This window comes from Asanoa sp. NPDC049475 (assembly GCF_040676915.1).
Taxonomy (GTDB): Bacteria; Actinomycetota; Actinomycetes; order Mycobacteriales; family Micromonosporaceae; genus Asanoa.
In genome coordinates, this window is record NZ_JBFAPY010000004.1 from 758628 (window position 1) to 779186 (window position 20559).

General features: G+C 70.4%; 17 protein-coding genes. 6 read left to right on the plus strand and 11 right to left on the minus strand.

Annotated features, from left to right (window positions below):
* Positions 1 to 18: 18 nt before the first annotated feature.
* The 3 genes from AB0J88_RS19175 to AB0J88_RS19185 all read right to left on the minus strand — a co-directional run bounded on the left by AB0J88_RS19175 (position 19) and on the right by AB0J88_RS19185 (position 4676).
* Positions 19 to 2562, minus strand: a complete 2544-nt coding sequence (locus AB0J88_RS19175; protein WP_364342506.1) for a GNAT family N-acetyltransferase — start codon at positions 2560 to 2562, stop codon at positions 19 to 21.
* Between the two features lie 67 nt (positions 2563 to 2629).
* Positions 2630 to 3808, minus strand: a complete 1179-nt coding sequence (locus tag AB0J88_RS19180; RefSeq protein ID WP_364342503.1) for an acetoin utilization protein AcuC — start codon at positions 3806 to 3808, stop codon at positions 2630 to 2632.
* Between the two features lie 25 nt (positions 3809 to 3833).
* Complete coding sequence (locus AB0J88_RS19185) at positions 3834 to 4676, minus strand: sulfurtransferase (protein ID WP_364342500.1); 843 nt, start codon at positions 4674 to 4676, stop codon at positions 3834 to 3836.
* Between the two features lie 90 nt (positions 4677 to 4766).
* Between AB0J88_RS19185 and AB0J88_RS19190 the strand changes: the two genes are divergently transcribed.
* On the plus strand, positions 4767 to 5450 hold the full coding sequence (locus AB0J88_RS19190) for a metal-dependent transcriptional regulator (RefSeq protein WP_364342497.1): 684 nt from the start codon (positions 4767 to 4769) through the stop codon (positions 5448 to 5450).
* Positions 5451 to 6178: 728 nt separating this feature from the next.
* On the opposite strand, the gene AB0J88_RS19195 is transcribed toward AB0J88_RS19190, so the two are convergent.
* The 3 genes from AB0J88_RS19195 to AB0J88_RS19205 form a co-directional block, all read right to left on the minus strand.
* Positions 6179 to 6721 (minus strand): hypothetical protein, encoded by a 543-nt coding sequence (locus tag AB0J88_RS19195; RefSeq protein ID WP_364342494.1) that lies wholly within the window; start codon positions 6719 to 6721, stop codon positions 6179 to 6181.
* Between the two features lie 172 nt (positions 6722 to 6893).
* Entirely contained in the window at positions 6894 to 8078 is a 1185-nt protein-coding gene (gene lhgO / locus AB0J88_RS19200; protein ID WP_364342491.1) for an L-2-hydroxyglutarate oxidase, read from the minus strand.
* A gap of 10 nt (positions 8079 to 8088) precedes the next feature.
* Entirely contained in the window at positions 8089 to 8268 is a 180-nt protein-coding gene (locus tag AB0J88_RS19205) for a DUF5522 domain-containing protein (RefSeq protein ID WP_364344516.1), read from the minus strand.
* A gap of 163 nt (positions 8269 to 8431) precedes the next feature.
* On the opposite strand from AB0J88_RS19205, the gene AB0J88_RS19210 reads away from it, so the two are divergent.
* Together AB0J88_RS19210 and AB0J88_RS19215 are read left to right on the plus strand one after the other, a co-directional pair.
* Positions 8432 to 8731 (plus strand): hypothetical protein, encoded by a 300-nt coding sequence (locus AB0J88_RS19210; RefSeq protein WP_364342489.1) that lies wholly within the window; start codon positions 8432 to 8434, stop codon positions 8729 to 8731.
* 29 nt (positions 8732 to 8760) lie between these two features.
* A complete protein-coding gene (locus tag AB0J88_RS19215) occupies positions 8761 to 9063 on the plus strand; it encodes a DUF6582 domain-containing protein (protein WP_364342486.1) in 303 nt (100 codons plus the stop codon).
* A gap of 314 nt (positions 9064 to 9377) precedes the next feature.
* Here AB0J88_RS19215 and AB0J88_RS19220 read toward each other — a convergent pair whose 3' ends face one another.
* The 3 genes from AB0J88_RS19220 to AB0J88_RS19230 all read right to left on the minus strand — a co-directional run bounded on the left by AB0J88_RS19220 (position 9378) and on the right by AB0J88_RS19230 (position 14157).
* The gene (locus tag AB0J88_RS19220; protein WP_364342483.1) at positions 9378 to 12281 is read right to left on the minus strand and encodes a vitamin B12-dependent ribonucleotide reductase; all 2904 of its coding nucleotides are present in this window, start codon (positions 12279 to 12281) and stop codon (positions 9378 to 9380) included.
* 38 nt (positions 12282 to 12319) lie between these two features.
* A complete protein-coding gene (nrdR, locus tag AB0J88_RS19225; protein WP_364342480.1) occupies positions 12320 to 12823 on the minus strand; it encodes a transcriptional regulator NrdR in 504 nt (167 codons plus the stop codon).
* A gap of 980 nt (positions 12824 to 13803) precedes the next feature.
* Entirely contained in the window at positions 13804 to 14157 is a 354-nt protein-coding gene (locus AB0J88_RS19230; RefSeq protein WP_364342477.1) for a LysM peptidoglycan-binding domain-containing protein, read from the minus strand.
* Positions 14158 to 14361: 204 nt separating this feature from the next.
* On the opposite strand from AB0J88_RS19230, the gene lexA reads away from it, so the two are divergent.
* Positions 14362 to 15150 (plus strand): transcriptional repressor LexA, encoded by a 789-nt coding sequence (gene lexA / locus AB0J88_RS19235; protein WP_364342474.1) that lies wholly within the window; start codon positions 14362 to 14364, stop codon positions 15148 to 15150.
* Positions 15151 to 15240: 90 nt separating this feature from the next.
* On the opposite strand, the gene AB0J88_RS19240 is transcribed toward lexA, so the two are convergent.
* Together AB0J88_RS19240 and hflX are read right to left on the minus strand one after the other, a co-directional pair.
* Positions 15241 to 16887 (minus strand): hypothetical protein, encoded by a 1647-nt coding sequence (locus tag AB0J88_RS19240; RefSeq protein ID WP_364342471.1) that lies wholly within the window; start codon positions 16885 to 16887, stop codon positions 15241 to 15243.
* Between the two features lie 55 nt (positions 16888 to 16942).
* The gene (gene hflX, locus AB0J88_RS19245; RefSeq protein WP_364342469.1) at positions 16943 to 18343 is read right to left on the minus strand and encodes a GTPase HflX; all 1401 of its coding nucleotides are present in this window, start codon (positions 18341 to 18343) and stop codon (positions 16943 to 16945) included.
* Between the two features lie 169 nt (positions 18344 to 18512).
* Here hflX and AB0J88_RS19250 point away from each other — a divergent pair, with 169 nt between their 5' ends.
* Both AB0J88_RS19250 and AB0J88_RS19255 read left to right on the plus strand, forming a co-directional pair.
* The gene (locus AB0J88_RS19250; protein ID WP_364342466.1) at positions 18513 to 19940 is read left to right on the plus strand and encodes an NAD-dependent malic enzyme; all 1428 of its coding nucleotides are present in this window, start codon (positions 18513 to 18515) and stop codon (positions 19938 to 19940) included.
* A gap of 267 nt (positions 19941 to 20207) precedes the next feature.
* Entirely contained in the window at positions 20208 to 20420 is a 213-nt protein-coding gene (locus tag AB0J88_RS19255; protein ID WP_364342463.1) for a hypothetical protein, read from the plus strand.
* Positions 20421 to 20559: the final 139 nt, after the last annotated feature.

Genomic DNA, 20559 nt, shown 5'->3' on the forward strand with positions numbered 1-20559 from the left:
CTCCCCACCGGGCCTCCGTCAGATGTGGCGGGGTCCGGTGTCGGGGCGGGTGCCCGAGTCGCCGAAGGTCATCGTGGCGTGGAGGACCGAGAGTCCGTCGGGGCGGGCGAGCACCGGGTGCAGTGACAGCGACCGCACCCTCGGCTGTTCGTCCGCCAGCCGGCCGACCCGCAGCAGCAGGTCGACCAAGGCGTCGCGGTCGACCGGCGCGGCGCCCCGGTAGCCCTTCAGCAGCGGGGCGGCCCGCGGCTCGTCGACCAGCGCCGCGGCGGCCCGGTCGCTGAGCGGGGCCGGGCGCCAGGCCCGGTCGCCGAGCAGCTCGGTGGCCACGCCGGCCAGGCCGAAGCCGACCACCGGCCCGAAAGCCGGGTCCTCCATCATCTCGACGACGCACGCCACCCCGGCCGGGACCATCGGCTGCACCAGCACCTGCGGGCCGAACGACTCGGCGAGCTCGCGGTACGCCACCCGGACCGCCTCCTCGTCGCGCAGGTCCAGGCGGACCGCTCCGAGGTCGATGCGGTGGCGCAGCGACATGCCCGCGGCCTTGAGCGCGGTCGGCAGGCCGAGCCGGCGCGCCGCGGCCACCGCCTCCGGTGCCGAGTCGACCAGGGCGTCGGGCACGAGCGGGATGCCGTACGCGGCGAGCAGCCCTTCCCGATCGTCGTGGCCCACCGCGGCCGCCGCCGCGTCGGTGTCCACTCCGGACAGCGGCGGCACCGTGCCCGGGGGCTGCCGGCGCCACTCGGCGTAGTGGGCGACCCGGCCGAGCGCGCGGGCCGCCTCCTCGACCGACGGGTACGCGGGAATCCCAAGCGGCACCCGGTCCACAAGGGAGGTCACCACCACCGGCTTGTCCCCGGTCAGCGCGACACCCGCGATCGTCGCGGCGAAGTCGGCGTCGTCAGCCTGGAGCTGGCCCGGCAGCGGCGGAGCGAGCACCACGGCCAGCGCGTCGACGCCCTGGTCGGCGGAGGCCTCGGCGAGCCGGTCGCCGAACTCGTGCGCGCCGGCCACCGGCCCTACGTCACGCGGGTAGCCGTCGGCGACCACCAGTCCGTTGGCCACACAGGCGGCCTCGGCCAGGGTGGTCAGCGCGGGCGAGTTGCCGACGATGCCGACCCGGGGGCCGCCGGGCAGTGGCTGGGTCGCCAGCAGCGCGCCGACGTCGAAGAGTTCGCCGACCGTGTCGACGCGGATCACGCCGCTGCGGGCGAACAGCGCGCGGACCGACGCCGGGTCGAGGCCGCGTTCGGTGCTGCCCGGCGGGCGTACCGGCGACGCGACCGCGACGATCGGCTTGTTCCGGCCGATGCCGCGGGCCAGCCGGGCGAACTTGCGCGGGTTTCCGAAGGACTCCAGGTACAGCAGGATCACGTCGGTGCCGGGGTCGTCCCGCCAGTACTGGAGCAGGTCGTTGCCCGAGACGTCGGCCCGGTTGCCCGCCGAGACGAAGGTCGACAGGCCCAGCCCGCGCCGGTCCGCCTCCGCGAGCAGCGCGACCCCGAGCGCACCGGACTGGCTGAAGAAGCCGATCCGGCCCGGCGCCGGGAGCCGCGGGGCGAGCGTGGCGTTGAGCCGCACGGCCGGGTCGGTGTTGGCGATGCCCAGGCAGTTCGGCCCGACCACCCGCATGCCGCCCGCGTGTGCCCGGCGGATCAGCTCCGCCTGCGCCGCGGCGCCGGCCTGATCCGCCTCGGCGAACCCCGCGCTGACGACGACCAGCGCGTGCAGCCCCGCCCGGGCCGCGTCGTCGACGACCTCGTCGATCTTCTCCGGCGGCACCGTGACGATGCCCAGGTCGAGCGGCACCCCGGCGTCCGACGCCCGGCTGACCGCCGCGAGGCCACCGACCCGAGGCGCGCTCGGGTGCACCGGCACCACCGGCCCGGCGAACCCGCCGTCGCGCAGGTGCCCGAGCACGGCCGCGCCGACGCCGTGGCCGCTGGAGCTGGCACCGTAGACCGCGACGCCGCGCGGCGCGAGCAGCCGGGCGATCGACCGCGCCTCGGTGCGGTGCTCCCGCCGCCACTGCACCTCGAGCGAGCTCTCGGTCGGCGCGATCGGGAACGCGAGGTGCACGACACCGTCGGCGTACCTGCGCTCGACCTCGTACCCGAAATCGCTGAAGACGCGCAGCATGGTCGCGTTGGCGGGCAGCACCTCCGCGACGAACCGGGTGATGCCGGTCTCCCGTGCCGCCGCGGCCAGATACTCCATCAACAGCGGGCCGATGCCCCTGCCCTGGTACGCGTCCTCGACCACGAACGCGACCTCGGCGTCACCGGCGTCGGGGCCGAGCCGGTCGTACCGCCCGATCGCGACGATCCGACCGCCGACCTCGACGACGAAGGCCTCCCGGTCGCGATGATCGACGGTGACGAACCGATGCAGATCACGTTCGGGTATCCGGGGGTACGGCGAGAAGTAGCGCAGATACCGGGTCCGCTCGGAGAAACGCGCATGGGTCTCGACGATCGCCGGCGCATCGGTCGGCTCGATCTGTCGCACATGGACGGTGGTGCCGTCACTCAGCAGGACGTCCGCCGCTCTGTCGGTCACGTCGGCTCCGGTTGACTCGGTCTCCCGTTTCCCACCCTATGGGCTGGGCCGGTTCGGCTCGTGAACTTCAGTCGCGCGGGTCGAGCGGGTCGAGGCCGAGCAGCGGGAAGACCGCCATGCGGGTCTGGGTCACCGCCCGGTCGACCGCGTCCTCGCTGGCCGGCTGCCAGGGCTCGAAGTCGGTGTCGCCGTCGTCGGTGAGGCGCAGCGGGATCTCCCGGCCGGGCAGCCGGGTCGCCGCCAGGGCGCGCCAGCCGGCCGGGGTCGGCAGCAACGGGTCCAGCGGGTCTCCCGTGGCGGTCGCGAGCAGGTGGGTCCAGGTGCGCGGGACCACCTCGACCAGGGCGTAGCCGCCGCCGCCCGTGGCCACCCAGCGGCCCTCGCACAGCTCCTCGGCCAGGTCGCGCATCGCGAGGTGTGCGGCCCGCTGGCCGTCGACGGTCAGGCGCAGGTCGGCGAGCGGGTCCAGCCGGTGGCTGTCGGCGCCGCACTGGCTGAACAGGAGTTGCGGACGGAACGCGCGCAGCACGCCCGGCACCACGGCGTGGAAGGCGCGCAGCCAGCCGCGGTCGCCCGTACCCGGTGGCAGTGCGACGTTGACCGCACTCCCCTCGGCGCCGGGGCCACCGATCTCGTCCGGGAAGCCGGTGCCGGGGAACAGCGCCAGCGGCGACTCGTGCAGCGAGATCGTGAGCACCCGCGGGTCGTCCCAGAAGATCGCCTGGACGCCGTCGCCGTGGTGGACGTCGATGTCGACGTACGCGATCCGCTCGGCGCCCAGGTCGAGCAGCCGGGCGATGGCGACGGCCGGGTCGTTGTAGACGCAGAAACCCGAGGCCCGACCCGGCATCGCGTGGTGCAGCCCGCCGGCGACGTTGACGGCGTGTCGTGCCTCACCCCGCCAGACCGCCTCCGCGGCTGTGACCGTGGCGCCGGCGACCAGGGCGGAAGCCTCGTGCATGTGGTCGAAGACCGGGTTGTCCGGGGTGCCGAAGCCGTACCCCCGGAAGAACGGGTCGTGGGGGGCGACCTTCACGGCGTCGATGTAGTCGGCACGGTGCACCCGGGCCAGCGCGTCGTCGTCGGCCGGGGTGGGCTTGACCACTTTCACACCGGCTCGGTCGAGAACGCCCAGCTCACGGGCCAGTGCCATGGTCAGTTCGACCCTGACCGGGTTCAACGGATGATCACCCAGGTCGTACCCGAGCAGGTCTTCGTCCCACACCACTACGGCGCCGTCCGGCATGGCGTCATCGTGCCATGCGGTCAGGCTAGTCGCCGGTCGCCACGGGCCTGGTGGGGTCGGTCACCCAATCGCTCCAAGATCCGACATAAAGAGCGGCGTCGGTACGCCCGGCGCGGTGCAGGGCCAGCACGGTGTGCGCGGCGGTGACGCCGGAGCCGCAGTACGCGCCAACGGGTGCGTCGTCGCGGACGCCCAGCCTGGCGAAGCCGGCCCTGATCTCCTCCGCCGTTCTCAGCCGGCCGTCGCTGTCGGCGTTCTCGGTGGTCGGGCGGTTGACAGCGCCTGGGATGTGGCCGGCGACGGGGTCGATCGGCTCGACCTCACCCCTGAACCTCGGTGCGACGCGAGCGTCGACCAGGGTGCCTTTCTGTGCTGTCTCGTTGGCCTCGTCGGCCGTCAGGCTCGGCAGGCTGCCGGGTTTGACCTCTATGTCGCCCTCTTCGATGGTTGGCTCCCGCGTGGTCACCGGATAGCCCAGCTTGGTCCAGGCCGCGAAGCCGCCGTCGAGGACTCTGGTGTCGCGGTGGCCGGCCCAGCGGAGGATCCACCAGGCCCGGGCGGCGGCCTGTCCGTCGCCGGCGTCGTACACGACGACTGGTTTGTCGGTTGTGACGCCCTTGGCCCTCAGCCGGCTCTGGAGCGTTGCGGGGTCCGGCAGCGGATGGCGGCCGTTGGGGCCGGGTGCGCCGGCCAGTTCGGTGTCGAGGTCGATGAAGACGGCGCCCGGAATGTGACCCTCGACGTAGTCCTCACGGCCCGGCCGGCCGGCGAGCCGCCAGCGGGCATCGAGCACGGTTATGCCGGCGGGGCCTTCGAGGCCGGAGCGCAACTCATCAGGGTCGATCGTGAGATCATCGGCGGAAACCACGCGCTCCAGTGAACACCCGCCCGACGCCTTTCGCGGCGCCGGGTTGTCGGTGTGGCGAGGTAATATCGACAGCTAGGAGGGCCTTCTGCCGTGAATCACCTTGTCGACACGACCGAGATGTATTTGCGCACCATCCTCGAATTGGAAGAGGAAGGTGTGCCGCCGCTGCGCGCCCGCATCGCCGAGCGGCTGCACCAGAGCGGCCCGACCGTGAGCCAGACCGTGGCCCGCATGGAGCGTGACGGACTACTCACCGTCGAGGGCGACCGCCACCTGCACCTGACGGGTCTGGGCCGCGAGCAGGCGGTCTCCGTGATGCGCAAGCACCGGCTGGCCGAGCTGCTGCTGGTCAACGTGATCGGCATGCCCTACGAAGAGGCCCACGAGGAAGCGTGCCGCTGGGAGCACGTGATGAGCGACGCGGTCGAGCAGAAGGTCTACGACCTGCTCAACCGCCCGACCCGCTCGCCCTACGGCAACCCGATCCCGGGCCTGGACGCCCTGGGCGACCTGCCGGCGGAGGCCGACGGCTTCGACAACAAGGAGCGCAACCTGGCGTTCCCGGGCCTGACGGGCCAGGTGATCGTCCGCCGAATCTGCGAGAGCGTCCAGACCGACGCCGATGTCCTCCGTCAGCTCCACGCGGCTGGGGTCGACCCCGGCGCGACGGTGACTGTGGCTCAGGAGCGCGACGGCGTCATGATCGACCGGTCGGGCGATCGGGTTCGCCTGCCGCGCGAGGTCGCCTCCCGGGTGTTCGTCGCGGCTCACTGACCTCTGGATCTTCGAAAGGCCGGCTCCTTCGGGGGTCGGCCGTCGTCGTTGGTCGGCCTTCGTCGTTGGTCGGCCTTCTCCGGACACCGCTGTTCTTCGTCCATTGGCCCTGCGACGGCGCCTAGCTCCGTCGGCCGGCCCTCCAGGACGCCTGCCTACGCGGCTGGCGATCCCCGGACAATCCTCGCCGGGTGATCGGACCAGGCTAAGGCCGCTGCTTAGTCTTCGGCTAACCCTCCCGGACGCCGGCTTCTCCCCGGGGCGACCCTGCTGAGTTTCCGGCCTCCGCCGCTGGTTGACCCTTCCGCGCGCCGGCTCTCGATGCCAGTCAGGGCCTCGAACACCGGCTTCCCCGCCCGTCAGGTCCTTCCAACACCGGCCTCCGCCGCGGGTCAGGCCTTCCGAAGGCCGGCTTCCATCCTCGGCCGACGCGTCGCACGGCGGCCTATTTTCGGTTGGCCTTCAGATATGGGCCTCCGCGGTGCGTTGCCGCCAGTCCTTCGTGTTGCCTCGTCACTCCAAGCGGTGAATTTCGCCATCGCGGAGCGATTGGTCCAGCACCGAACGATCTATCGGGATCTCGGCGGGAAGGGCTCGCTGAGCTGGAGACCGCGCGTCTCGACCGCGCCAGACTCGGCTGAGGCGGCCTCTTCTTCGCGGGACGGCTGGAGCCCGAATCCCTCGTGTTCGACCGCGATCGGCGGCCGCCGAATGGCGTACCGCGTCGATCAGGACTTCTTGGGTGGCTTTACCGATTCGACGTGTTTGGCGAGCGCGACCATTTGCGTGGCCAGTTCCTTCGCCGGCGCTGGGGCGTCCAGGAGGTCGGTGAAGCGCAGCGACATGAGGCGTTTGTCCTTCGTGAGCCAGCAGAGCTCGAGCCCCGGGCCGGCCTTCTCCGTCGCCGCGAACGGTGCCTGGTAGGCCGCCAACCCCAGACCCTTCACCGCCGTCGCGCCTTTGTCGGGGACCACGTCCTCCTTGAAGACGGCGGCGTCGGCGGTGGTTTTGGTGATCGTCAGGGCGAGGTCGGGCAGTTCGCCCTCCTCCGGCTGGACCACGCAGGTGTTGGTCTGCCCGCTGCGGCTCGCGGCCGAGATGCCGAACCGCACGCCGATGGCCTTCTCGATGGCCTCGTAGTCGAAGTACACGCAGGCGCCGCCGGCGGTCGCGGCCGGGAAGTCCGCGCGGGCCGGCGGGAGGGTTTGCACCGGGGCCGGCTCTTCGTCGCAGGCCGCGATGCCGCCGGTGAGAATCAGGGCCGCGCCCACGCAGAGCAGCCGGTACGCCCGGCGGCCATCCACCCTGGACGGTCGGTCGCTGTGGCGGCTACGCGGCAGGACCACAACAACTCCTCGATCGACGCTCGGATCAGCACAGGAGTGCGCCGCCCGAAAAGATACGGCTTCGTCGGGGCGCGCGGAAGTCCGGGTTGTCCGTCGGTCAGGCCGGGAGTTGGGCCACGATGTGCTTCGCGATCTCCAGCGAGCTGGTCGCCGCGGGTGACGGTGCGTTGAGCACGTGCACCTGGCGGTCGCGAGCGACGATCAGGAAATCGTCGACCAGGGCGCCGTCGCGGGCGATCGCCTGGGCCCGTACGCCGGCGCCGGCCGGCACCAGGTCGGCCGCTGTGACCGCGGGCACGAGGCGGGCCAGGCTTTCGGCGAACAGGCGGCGGCTCAGCGAGCGGCGCACCTCGGTCAGCCCGTACCGGAAATGCCGGCGAGCCAGGCGCCACAGTCCTGCGTACGCCATGAAGTCCGCGATGTCCCTCGGGTTGATCTTGCTCCAGCGGTAGCCCTCGCGGGCCAGCGCGAGCACAGCGTTGGGTCCGGCGTGGACGGTGCTGTCGATCATGCGAGTCAGGTGGACGCCCAGGAACGGGAACTGCGGGTCCGGCACCGGGTAGATCAGCCCGCGGACCAGACCGCGCCGCTCTGGCGTCAATTCATAATATTCACCCCTAAAGGGCACGATCCGCGCCGGCGGCTCGACGCCCGCGAGGCGTGCCACCCGGTCCGCGTGCAGCCCCGCGCAGTTGATCAGGACGTCGGCGACCACCTCGCCGGCCGTCGTGCGGACGATCTGCTCGCTGCCGCGCGCCTCGATGCCGGTCACCGCGGTGCCCAGCCGCAGCGTGGCCCCCGCCTTCTCGGCCAGGTCGGCGAGCGTGGTGCAGACGGCGGTGAAGTCGACGATGCCGGTCGACTCGACCCGCAACGCCTCGACGCAGCGCAGCTCCGGCTCGAACTCCTTGGCCTCGGCCGCGCTGACCAACCGCGCCGGCAGGCCGTTGGCGACCGCGCGCTCGTGCAGCGCGTGCAGGCGGGGCACCTCGGACTCGTCGGCCGCCACGATGAGCTTGCCGCAGACCTCGTGCGGGATGCCGTGGGTGGCGCAGAAGTCGACCATGGATGCCCGCCCGGCCGAGCACAGCCGCGCCTTGAGACTGCCGGGCTTGTAGTAGACCCCCGCGTGGATCACGCCCGAGTTGTGGCCGGTCTGGTGCGCGGCGACCCGCGGCTCCTTGTCGATCACCGTGACCGACGCATCCGGGTGATCCAGCGTGAGCCGATGCGCGGTGGCCAGGCCGACGATGCCAGCCCCGATGACGACATACCGAGTCATGGCGCGAACCCTATTTCACATATGGACAGTGCCGGCAGCCACGACCGCAACACGTGCCGCGCGCCGCGAGGAACCCGGCCGAAAGGACGAACAACCCCGTCCGCGGGTCGAGATATCCCGCCGAACCGGCAGCGAGCGCGCCGTCGTGGACCTTGAGGATCTCGGCCTGGTACGCGGGATCGGCAGGCATCCGGCTGGGGTGCGGTTCACGCAGTCCGCGTTCACTGTCTGCTGTCGCCACGCCACCACCCGTACCCTATCGGACCTATCGGACCTGTCGTCCGCTGCCTGAATGACCTTCGCCGGTTATATCCCAAGAGGCATCATCCGCACGACGAGAGGGCGCCACCGGCATGACCACCACCGAGCTCCAGCGCGACGACCTGACCGACCTCGCGAGCAGCGGCGTACCGGGCCAGGCCCAGCCGTTCGACCTGCGAGAGACCGGCGCGTTCGTCGACCGGGAGCCGGTGCTCGAGGTGCTGATGTCGGTCCGGCGGGTGGACGGCGGGCCGCCGTACCCGGCCATGTACCTGGGACCGATCGCCGAGCCCTTCCTTGCCCGCGCTCAGGACGGCCTGGCGTTCGCCGCCCGAATCGACCCCCAACGTCCGGATCGGGTCCTGGTCGACTGGACCGCCTGCGCCGCATAGCCGCAGGTTGGCTGGGTAACGGTGGTCGTATGGAGACCACCTGGAAGCCTGTGAACGAGGACGAGAGCGGCACCCTGTCGAGTGGCGAGAAGCGCAGCCTCCCAGATTCGGCGTTCGCCTTTCCCGAGTCGCGCAAGGAGCCGCTCACGGACGCCGACCACGTCCGAAACGCGATCGCGCGCTTCGACCAGGTCAAGGGCGTCAGTGACAAGGAACGCGACCAGGCGTTCGCGAACCTGAAGAAGGCCGCGAAGCACTTCGACATCGACATGGCGGAGACGGACTGGCATCAGCTGGGCAAGCGGCCCCACACCGACAACCCGAAGCAGTAGCGACGCGGTCCGGCTGACCGCGACCGGCTGCGGTGTGCGTGGTCGCTGTTCAGATTGCCCGCCGTGCGATCGGTCGCGGCCGTTGCCGATCAAGGACCCGTCAGCGAAGGTCAGCATCACCGCCGGCCCGCCGGGCCCTTCGAGCAGTTCGGTCTCGGAACCGACCCGCCCTGACGGTGGTGAAACCGGTAGTCGGCGGCTTTCGCCGTCGGGGCCGGAGCAGCAGCGACCGCCCGGTCCCGCGAGGACCGGGCGGTCGCTGCTGCTCAGACTCGATCGTTTACAAAGCGATCAGTCGCGGCCGTCTTTCGTGATCAGCTGCAGCCAGAGGTCGAGCCGCACCCTTCGCAGACGTAGCAGCTGCCCGCTGGGCGCATCTTCGTGCCGCAGGTGAAGCAGAGCGGCGCGTCGGCGGACCTCCCGATCACGGCCTCGAGCAGTTCGGTCGAGGAGCCGACCCGCGGCGACGGGGCCGCGATCTGGACCGGGATGTCGTCGGCCTTGGCCGTCGGCTCCGCCTCGGTCTTCTCTTCCGTTGCCTTGTCCTCGGCGTCGGCCACGGTCGGCTTGGCCTCGATCGGAGCGGACGACGCCATCTGGGTCAGGTCGATCGCGGCCTCGGCCTCCGCCTCGGCGCGGATCTGGGCCGCGCGCTCCTTGGCGGTGAAGATGCCGAGCTCGGCACGGCGCTCGTAGGGCAGGAAGTCGAGCGCCAACCGGCGGAAGATGTAGTCCATCACCGACGCCGCCATGCGGACGTCCGGGTCGTCGGTCATGCCCGCCGGCTCGAACCGCATGTTGGTGAACTTGGCGACGAAGGTCTCCAGCGGCACCCCGTACTGCAGGCCGATCGAGATCGCCACCGAGAACGCGTCCATGACGCCGGCCAGGGTCGAGCCCTGCTTCGACATCTTGAGGAAGACCTCGCCCAGGCCGTCGTCGGGGTAGGACGACGCGGTGAGGTAGCCCTCGGCGCCGCCGACCGAGAACGACACCGTCTCCGACGGGCGCTTCTTCGGCAGGCGCTTGCGGACCGGACGGTATTCGACGACCTTCTCGACCGTCTTCTCCACCACCGCGGGCACCTCGGCCGCAGCCTTGGCCGGCTTGGCCGCCGACAGCGGCTGGCCGACCTTGCAGTTGTCGCGGTAGATCGCGAGCGCCTTGAGGCCGAGCTTCCAGCCCTCGAAGTAGATCTTCTCGACGTCTTCGACGGTCGCCGACTCCGGCATGTTGACCGTCTTGGAGATCGCGCCCGAGATGAACGGCTGCACGGCCGCCATCATCCGCACGTGGCCCATCGGCGCGATCGAGCGCTCGCCCATCGCGCAGTCGAACACCGCGTAGTGCTCGGGCTTGAGGCCCGGCGCGTCGACGACGTGGCCGTGGTCGGCGATGTGCTCGACGATCGCCTCGACCTGCTCCTCGGGGTAGCCGAGGCTGCGCAGCGCGCGCGGCACGGTCTGGTTGACGATCTGCATCGAGCCGCCGCCGACCAGCTTCTTGAACTTGACCAGCGCCAGGTCGGGCTCGACACCGGTGGTGTCGCAGTCCATCATCAGGCCGATCGTGCCGGTCGGGGCGAGCACCGAGGCCTGCGCGTTGCGCCAGCCCGACTTCTCGCCGATCTTGATGCCCTGCTGCCACTGCTTCGACGCCTCGCGGGCGATCGCGGTCGCGACCGAACCGGACGGCTTGATGTCGTCGCTGGCGGCGGCGTGCTTGCGCATGACCCGCTTGTGCGGCTCCGCGTTGCGGGCGTAGCCGTCGAAGGCGCCGACCACGCCGGCCATCTCGGCCGAGCGGCGGTAGGCGGTGCCCGTCATCAGCGAGGTGATCGCCCCGGCCAGCGAACGGCCGCCCTCGGAGTCGTAGGGCAGGCCGGACGCCATCAGCAGCGCGCCGAGGTTGGCGTAGCCGATGCCGAGCTGGCGGTAGGCGCGGGTGGTCTCACCGATCTTCTCGGTCGGGAAGTCGGCGAAGCAGATCGAGATGTCCATCGCCGTGATGACGAACTCGACCGACTTGACGAACCGCTCGACCTCGAAGCCACCGTCGGCACGGAGGAACTTCATCAGGTTGAGGGACGCCAGGTTGCAGGACGAGTTGTCGAGGTGCAGGTATTCGGAGCAGGGGTTGGACGCGGTGATCCGACCGGTCTCGGGGGAGGTGTGCCAGTCGTTGATCGTGTCGTCGTACTGCAGACCGGGGTCGGCGCACTCCCACGCGGCCTGCGCGATCGTGCGGAACAGCTTGCCGGCGTCGACCGACTCGATCACCGAGCCGTCGAGCCGCCCGCGCAGGTCGAACGAGCCGTTCTCCTCGACAGCGCGCATGAACTCGTCGGTGACCCGCACCGAGTTGTTGGCGTTCTGGTATTGCACGCTGACGATGTCGGAGCCGCCGAGGTCCATGTCGAAGCCGGCGTCGCGGAGCGCCCGGATCTTGTTTTCCTCACGGGCCTTGGTCTGCACGAACTCTTCGATGTCGGGGTGGTCGACGTCGAGGATGACCATCTTGGCGGCACGGCGGGTGGCGCCACCGGACTTGATCGTGCCTGCCGACGCGTCGGCGCCGCGCATGAAGCTGACCGGCCCGGACGCGGTGCCGCCGGAGGAGAGCAGCTCCTTGGACGAGCGGATGCGCGACAGGTTGACCCCGGAGCCGGAGCCACCCTTGAAGATCAGACCCTCTTCCTTGTACCAGTCGAGGATCGAGTCCATCGAGTCGTCGACGGCCAGGATGAAACAGGCGCTGACCTGCTGCGGCGACGGCGTGCCGACGTTGAACCACACCGGCGAGTTGAAGCTGAACACCTGGTGCAGAAGCATGTAGGTCAGCTCGTGCTCGAAGAGCTCGGCGTCGGCCGCGTTGCCGAAGTAGCCGTTGTCTTCGCCCGCCTTGCGGTAGGTCTTCACGACGCGGTCGATGAGCTGCTTGAGCGACCACTCACGCTCCGCGGTGCCCACCGCGCCGCGGAAGTATTTCGTGGTGACGATGTTGGCCGCGTTGACGCTCCACGACTCCGGGAACTCGACGCCACGCTGCTCGAAGTTGATCGAGCCGTCACGCCAGTTGGTCATCACCACGTCGCGGCGCTCCCACGCCACCTCGTCGTAAGGGTGGACACCCTCGGTCGTCCACACCCGCTCGACCTTGAGCCCGGTCGCCCCCACGGCCCGTGCTCGACTCTTGCCAGCGGCAACGTCGCCCGCCATGTCACCCGCCCCCTCGTTTACGAACACAAACAAAAGCTTTACTTGGTACGCGTTTCCGCGTTGACAGCCGCGATGGCGGTGCCCTCTAGTCGCGCGGCGGCGGCCGCGCGGAGCGTCTCGATCTCGCGCTCGAAGTCGCTCAGCGACTCGAACGAGCGGTAGACGCTCGCGAAGCGCAGGTAGGCCACCTCGTCGAGGTCGCGCAGCGGGCCGAGGATGGCGAGCCCCACATCGTGGCTGGGGACCTCGGCGGCCCCCTTGGCCCGAACGGTCTCTTCGACCTTCTGAGCCAGCAGCGCGATGGAGTCGTCATCGACCGGCCGCCCCTGGCAGGCCTTGCGCACGCCAGTGACGATCTTGGTGCGGCTGAACGGCTCGGTCACACCGCTGCGCTTGACCACCGCGAGGACCGCCTCCTCAACGGTGGTGAACCGCTTGCTGCACTCGGTGCACGAGCGTCGCCGCCGGATCAGCTGGCCGTCGTCGGCCTCGCGCGAGTCGACGACCCGCGAGTCGGGGTGTCGGCAGTAAGGACAGCGCATCGCCGACCCTCCTCTCCTGAACTGATCTCGCGGGTCACGCTAGTGCGACCCTCTGACACTTTTTTGGTGGTGCGGACACGCCGCTCCCGCAGCCGATTCCGCGCACGCCTGTGGACAACGGCAAACCACCTCCGGCGGGTGCCGCTGTGCACAACTTGTGGGAAAGGTGTGGGTAACTCGGTTGAGTCTACCCCTACCTGTGGACAACTTACAGAGCTGTAACTACTACATCTAGGGGTTCGACCGTAGGCCGCCCACGTCCCGGGGTCAAGTTGGGCGGGCGTGTCGCTCCTGCCACGTTTCTGTCTCAACGTGGTTGGAGTGGCTCCTGTGACTCGCCGCGAGAGGGTCCGGCGGCTGCCGGAAGCGGACGTTTCCGACCCGAGCGAGCACCCCTCGGGAGGCCCGCAAGCCGCCCATCATGAGCCCCTTCCGCGGGCGGACGCAAACATCGGGCCGAAGCACCCGATCAAGCGACGCGGACCCCCAATCCAGCGAAACGACCACCCAGAACAACTCCACTCAGCCCTCGCGGCAACTAGCGCCGCCTCCCCGACAGGACATGGCGCCGAAACAGCGAGACAGCCGAAGCCATGTAGCCGCCTAGGCCGAGCCTCGAGCGCCGCAGCTGCAAGGCCCTTCAGGGCCGCACGGCAAGCAAGGCCGCAGGGCTGCACGGTCCCGCAGAGCCGCACGGCAGCAAGGCCCGCAGGGCCGCCACACGAACCCGCACAGGCGCCCAGCCGCAGCCCAAGCACCGCAAGCCCACGCATCAAGGCGGGCGACGCAGCCCAGGGCACCGCAAGACCGCATCCCGATGTCCAGTCTGCGCACATGGTCCGAACGACATAGCCGCGTGACCTTGTCGAGCGCTGCCGGATCGACCGCGCCGACACGTTTGCCGATTGGGTCGCCCGGGCTGCGGGTGCATCGGTCCGCGCCAGCGGCGTCGTGGGGTCCCCCGACCCACGAGGTCGCGGTCAGTCCGGCGGTAGGACGAGTTTCTGGCCCGCGTGGACCGTGAAGTCGTCCAGGTCGTTCAGGCGACGGATCTCGTCGATCACCTTGAACGGGGCGTTGCTCGGGCGGTGTCGGGCGACCACCGACCACAGTGTGTCGCCGGGCTGGACGACCGCGACCGGCAGTGGTTCCGCATGATCGGAGGCGCGGGACGCCGGCGACAGGATCGCGGCCAGCCCACCGACCACGGCGAGGAAAAGAACGACCAGGACCAGCCGGCCACGCCGCGTCAGACGCAGGCGTGGCTTCGGTCTGCTCGCGGGAGGCCGCGGGATCCCGCCTTCCACACCGCCCGAAATGCCGACCACGCTCATCCCGACCCCCAAGATCGAACGCCAGTTCGATAGTACGGACGTACGATGGTGTATCAGAACAGGCGTTCGGATGTCGAGCCCAGAAGGCGCGACACGCCGGACACGGATCTCGTACAGATGTTTGAAACTGTCTCAACCCACCGATACGGTCATGGTCACCCCAACCGCGAATTAGGGCATCACAGCCGACCAGGGAGGACGGACGTGTCGACCGACGACCGGGCGAGCCGGCAGCACCAACCGCAGAAGATCGCGTCCGAGGCCGCGTCCCCAAGCGCGCGCAAGCGAGGCGCCGCGCGGGCTCGCGCGGCGACGTCTGAGGTCAGAGCCGTCGCGCCCGTGGTCAGCAGCTTCCCCGATGCGACCACCTCCGAGCTCACCGCTCGGCAGCGACGAATCCTCGAGTTCATCAGGGACTGGGTGGAGCGATACGGCTACCCACCGAGCGTCAGGGAGATCGGCGAGGCGGTCGGGCTGGTCTCGCCGTCGAGCGTCGCCTACCAGCTCAAGGAGCTCGAGCGGAAGGGCTTCCTACGCCGCGACCCCAACCGCCCCCGCGCCGTCGACGTGCGACCGCCGGCCGACCTCGACGACGAGGCCGCGCGGACACAGCGGCCCGCCCCGGCGTACGTGCCGATGCTGGGTCAGATCGCCGCCGGTGGCCCGATCCTCGCCGAGCAGGCCGTGGAGGACGTCTTCCCCCTCCCCCGCGAGCTCGTCGGTGAGGGCGAGGTCTTCATGCTCCACGTCAAGGGCGACTCGATGCTCGAAGCCGCGATCTGCGACGGCGACTGGGTGGTCGTCCGGCAGCAGCCGACCGCCAACAACGGCGAGATCGTGGCGGCGATGCTCGACGGTGAGGCGACCGTCAAGACCTTCCAGCGCCGCGAGGGTCATGTGTGGCTGCTGCCGCGCAACCCGGCGTTCGACCCGATCAACGGCGACGAGGCCACCATCATGGGCCGCGTCGTGGCGGTCCTGCGCCGCATCTGACGAACCAGCGAGGCCCGCCGGTCCAGACCGGCGGGCCAGCGCGAAACAGCTCCAACGGCGGGCATGTGCGCCGCAGGCAGAACGAGAGGCTCAGCCCCGGTAACCGGAGCCGACGTAGCCGTTGCCGTCGTAGCCGTCCTGGCCACGCTGGTCCTGCGGCCCGTAGCCGTAGTCGTCCGGCGCGCTGCGCGGCCGGCCATAGCCGGCACCACGTGAGCCGCCCTGCTGCGGCGGCCCGTAACCATCGCCCTGGCCGCCACCGGGCGCTCCGCCGTAAACGCCACCGCCACCGCGCTGGCCGCCACCACCACGCTGGCCGCCACCGCCGTAGACGCCGCCGCCACCACCGGCACCGCCGCGCTGGCCGCCGCCATAGACACCGCCGCCGCCAGCCGGGGCCGCGGGCTGACCACCGCCGTAGACGCCACCGGCCTGTGCCGGTGCGGGGGCCGGCTGGCCGCCATACACACCGCCGGACTGGCCGCCGCCGTACACGTTGCCGCTGTTGCCGTCCTTGTCCCACGTCGCCTGGTCCGGCGCGACCTGGCGGCCGACCCGCGCGTTGCCCGCGCTCGCCGGCTCGGCACCGCCGCCCGCGGCCTTCCTCTTGCGGGCCACGATGATGCCGGCGACGCCGGCGCCGACCAGGATCAGGCCGATCACACCGATGCCGGCGATCAGCTTCGTGATGTCCTGCAGCGACAGGCTGTCGAAGAAGGACCCGCCGCCTCCGCCGGCCTCGCCGTCGGTCTTCGCGCCCTCCGTGGGTGCGACCGCGGCGGCCGGCACGTAGCTGAGGATGTCGATGTCCGGGTCGTCACCGAGCTGGCCGCCGTCGGAGACGGTGACGAACTGCTTGCCATCGGTGGTGTACGAGATCGCCTCGCCGAACGGGTCCGTCAGGCCGGTGATCCGCGGCGCGGTGCCGCCGGTCACGGCGGCCACCACGTCGCCACCGTCGGCGACGTCCCATTCGAACGCGTCGGCGTACGTGCGGATGACGACCTTCGTGCCGTCGGCCGAGCGCGCCGCGCCCGTGACCGTGAGGCGCCCCGCCGCGTTGAGGAGGTTGGGCGTCTCCGTCTTGGGGAGGGTGAGGTCGCCGACCTTCTTCATCGGTACGCCGGTGGAGTTGCTGCTCTTGATCGCCGAGGCGGGTGCGAACAGCTCCGCCGGGCCGGCCGACTTGGTGATCACCAGCGGGGTGCCGGCGCCGGTGCCGGTCATCACCAGCGCTTCCGCGTCGCGCGGCTTGTCGTCCGGGTAGACGAAGCGGTGCAGCGTCGGCTGCTTGCTGCCGTCGGCCGGGAGGCTCCACAGCACGATGCTCTCGCGCTGGTCTTCGCTGGTGATGTTGTTGCCGGTGTCGGCGACCCAGAGGGTCTTGCCGTCGGGTGAGAGCGCCAGGTCTTCGGTGTCGCGCGGGCCGCCGCCGGGGTAGCCGACCGAGTCGTCGACCTTGCACTTCTTGTCGAGGAAGAAGACGCGCTCGCGGCTCTCGAACTCGGTGCTGTCGTTGATGACGACGTAGCCCGACTTGGTGGCGACCAGTCCCGAAAGCTCGACGAGCTTCGAGTCGGTGATCGCGCAGACCTTCTTGCCTTCGACGACCGCCGCGGCGCCGGCTGCGCCGGCGGGAGTGGGGGATGGAGCGGCCCATGCGGTGCCAAATCCGGCACCGAGCGCCGCTGCGACCACGCCCAGGACGACCGTGATCGAAGAGGAAGCGCGCGGCATCGGGCCAGTGTCGCACGTCGTACCGGGCGCGCGCCTCCCCCTCGTGATCTCCGCCCTATGCCGACACGTAGGGCACCAACTCGGCCGCGAGCGCCGGATCGACCCGGACATGCAGCGCCGTGCCCTCGGCGATGTGGGCGGTGCTCAGCACCTTGGCCCTGCGGTGCAACCGGGCAACCAGCTCACCGCGGTCGTAAGGCACCACGACGCGCAGCTCGACAGCGGGCCGGGGCAGGCGCGACTCGAGCGTCGTGCGCAGCTCGTCGATGCCCCGCCCGGACCTGGCCGACACGAACATCGCGTCGGGCCAGGACCGCTTCAGGCGCAGCAGCGTCTCCTCGTCGGCGCTGTCGATCTTGTTGACCACCAGCAGCTCCGGAACGCTGTCGGCGCCGACCTCGGCGAGCACCTCACGTACCGCGCGCACCTGCTCCTCGGGGTCGGGGTGCGCGCCGTCGACGACGTGCACCAGCAGGTCCGCGTCGGCGACCTCCTCCAGCGTCGAGCGGAACGCCTCGACGATCTGGTGGGGCAGGTGCCGGACGAAGCCGACCGTGTCGGAGAGCGTGTAGATCCGCCCGTCGGCGTCGCGGGCCTTGCGGGTGGTCGGGTCCAGGGTCGCGAACAGCGCGTCCTCGACCAACACGCCCGCGCCGGTCAGCCGGTTGAGCAGACTCGACTTGCCGGCGTTGGTGTAGCCGGCGATCGCCACGGCCGGGACGCCGTTGCGGTTGCGACGGGCGCGCTTCGTCTGGCGTACCGTGCGAAGGCTCTTGATCTCGCGCCGCAGCTTGGCGATCCGGTGGTTGATCCGGCGGCGGTCGGTCTCGAGCTTGGTCTCACCGGGACCACGCACGCCGACGCCGCCGCCCGCGCCGCCGCCCCGACCGGAACCACCGGTCTGCCGGGACAGCGTCTCGCCCCAACCACGCAGCCTCGGGAGCAGGTATTCGAGCTGGGCCAGCTCGACCTGCGCCTTGCCCTCTTTGCTCTTCGCGTGCTGGGCGAAGATATCGAGGATCAGCGCGGTGCGGTCGACGACCTTGACCTTGACCCGCTGCTCCAGGTTGCGAAGCTGGGACGGCGACAGCTCACCGTCGCAGATCACCGTGTCGGCGCCGGTCGAGGTGACCACGGCCCGCAGCTCGTCGACCTTGCCGCGCCCGACGAAGGTCGCCGGGTCTGGCCGGCCGCGGCGCTGGATCAGCCCTTCGAGCACCTGCGAGCCGGCGGTCTCGGCCAGAGCCGCGAGCTCGATCAGGGAGTTGTCGGCGTCGGTGACGGAGCCCTCGGTCCAGACACCGACCAGGACGACCCGTTCGAGGCGGAGCTGCCGGTATTCGACCTCGGTGATGTCGGTGAGTTCGGTGGACAGACCTGCGACGCGTCGCATGGCGTGTCGGTCTTCGAGCTCCAACTCGCCCGTGGTGGGTTCGATGTCGGCAAGATCATCCACAGCGTGGAATGTGCGCAAAACAAGCCTCCTTGAACACCGATCGTGACACGCCAGCAGCGCGAGCGCATCCACAAATCGCGCAGGCGGTTGGCCGACCTGCACCGGGGTGGGCAAGAATGCGCTACGGCGCCGGCGCCGTGGCCCGCGCCGTAGGACGACGGAGGACCACGTGGCGACGACCCGCCTGCCCAGTGCCGGCTTTTCGATCACGATCCGGATCGGGGTGGTCGCCGACGCGTCGGCGATCGGCCGACTGACCACCTGCGTCGGGGAGGCCGGCGCCATCGTGACGGCGCTCGACGTCGTCGACTCCGACCCCACGACGGTGATCGTCGACCTCACCTGTGACACCGCCGACGCCACCCACGCCGACTCGGTGGTCAAGGCCCTCGAGGCGCTCGACGGGGTCGACGTCCGCAAGGTCTCGGACCGGACGTTCCTGCTCCACCTCGGCGGCAAGATCGAGGTGACGCCGAAGGTGGCGTTGCGGAACCGTGACGAGCTTTCCCGCGCGTACACGCCGGGTGTGGCCCGGGTTTGTCTCGCGATCGCGGAGAACCCCGCCGACGCCCGCCGGCTGACGATCAAGCGCAACACCGTCGCGGTCGTGACCGACGGGTCGGCGGTGCTCGGCCTGGGCAACCTCGGTCCCGCCGCGTCGCTGCCGGTGATGGAGGGCAAGGCCGCGCTGTTCAAGCGCTTCGGCGGCGTCGATGCCTGGCCGGTGGTGCTGGACACTCAGGACACCGACGAGATCGTGCGGATCGTCCAGGCGATCGCGCCGGCCTACGGCGGGATCAACCTGGAGGACATCGCCGCGCCGCGCTGCTTCGAGATCGAGGAGCGGCTGCGGGAGCTTCTGGACATTCCGGTCTTCCACGACGACCAGCACGGTACGGCCATCTGTGTGCTGGCCGCGCTGACCAACGCGCTGCGGGTGGTCGGCAAGCGGATGGAAGACGTCCGGGTCGTCGTCAGCGGCGCCGGTGCGGCCGGGACCGCGATCATGAAGCTGCTGCTCCGGCAGGGCGTGGGCGACATCATCGCGTACGACCGGCCCGGGGTTCTGCACGCCGGATTGAAGGACCTGCCGGCGCCGTGGCAGTGGCTGGTGGAGAACACCAACCGCGACGGCTACCAGGGCGATCTTTCGGGTGCGCTACGCGGCGCCGACGTGTTCATCGGGGTGAGTGCGCCCAACCTGCTCAGCGGGGACGACATCGCGGCGATGGCTGACAACGCGATCGTGTTCGCACTCGCCAACCCCGATCCGGAGGTTGACCCGCGGGAGGCTCGCAAGCACGCGGCGGTGGTGGCGACCGGGCGCTCGGACCAGCCGAACCAGATCAACAACGTGCTGGCGTTTCCCGGGGTGTTCCGCGGCATGCTCGACGCGCACGCCGAGGAGTTCACGGAGGAAATGGCAATCGCGGCGGCCCAGGCCATCGCGGACGTGGTGGGCGAGGACAAGATAAACCCGACCGTCATCGTGCCCAGCGTGTTCGATGCTCGGGTGGCTGTGGCGGTTGCCGCTGCGGTGCGGGCTGCTGCTCAGAGCAGTGCGGCTGTTGCGGCTGTCGATACTTCTGCGCCTTAGGTCCCGGGTTCGCGGTGGTCCGGACCGTTGCTCCCGCCGGGCAATCCTTGTCCGTCGTTGGTCGCGGTTTCTTAGATCCCGTCCGTTGAAGTTGAGGTCGTCGGCTGGTCGCTCTTCGGGGCGTCCGGCCCGTCGCCCGCTGCGGCGTCATTTCGGTCTTGGCCGTCCTATCCCGACTCCTGTGCGGCGGCACAGTCTGCGGTGGATTGCGGTCTAGGGCGCTCGATCTGGCTCCGTCGCCGCGACACGGTCTCTGGTGGATGCGCCTTGGCCGTCCTACCCGGCTTCGTCGCCGCGACACGGTCCCTGGTGGATGCGGCCTTGGCCGTCCTACCCGGCTTCGTCGCCGCGACACGGTCCCTGGTGGATGCGGCCTTGGCCGTCCTACCCGGCTTCGTCGCGGCGGCACCGTCCGCAGGTGGTTGCGGTTTTCGGCCGTCCCACGACCGGTTGCTGTTCGCGTTGCAGGATTTCGATTGAGGGCTGCTTGCGGTCTTGGGCGGGGTTTGTCGACTCCGATTTCGGGTCGTCGGGCACAGTCCATTGGCTGATCTTTCGCTTTGGATAACCCCGGCCCGAATCTCAGCCCGTAGGCGATGCGGACAGCTGGCGCCGCGCA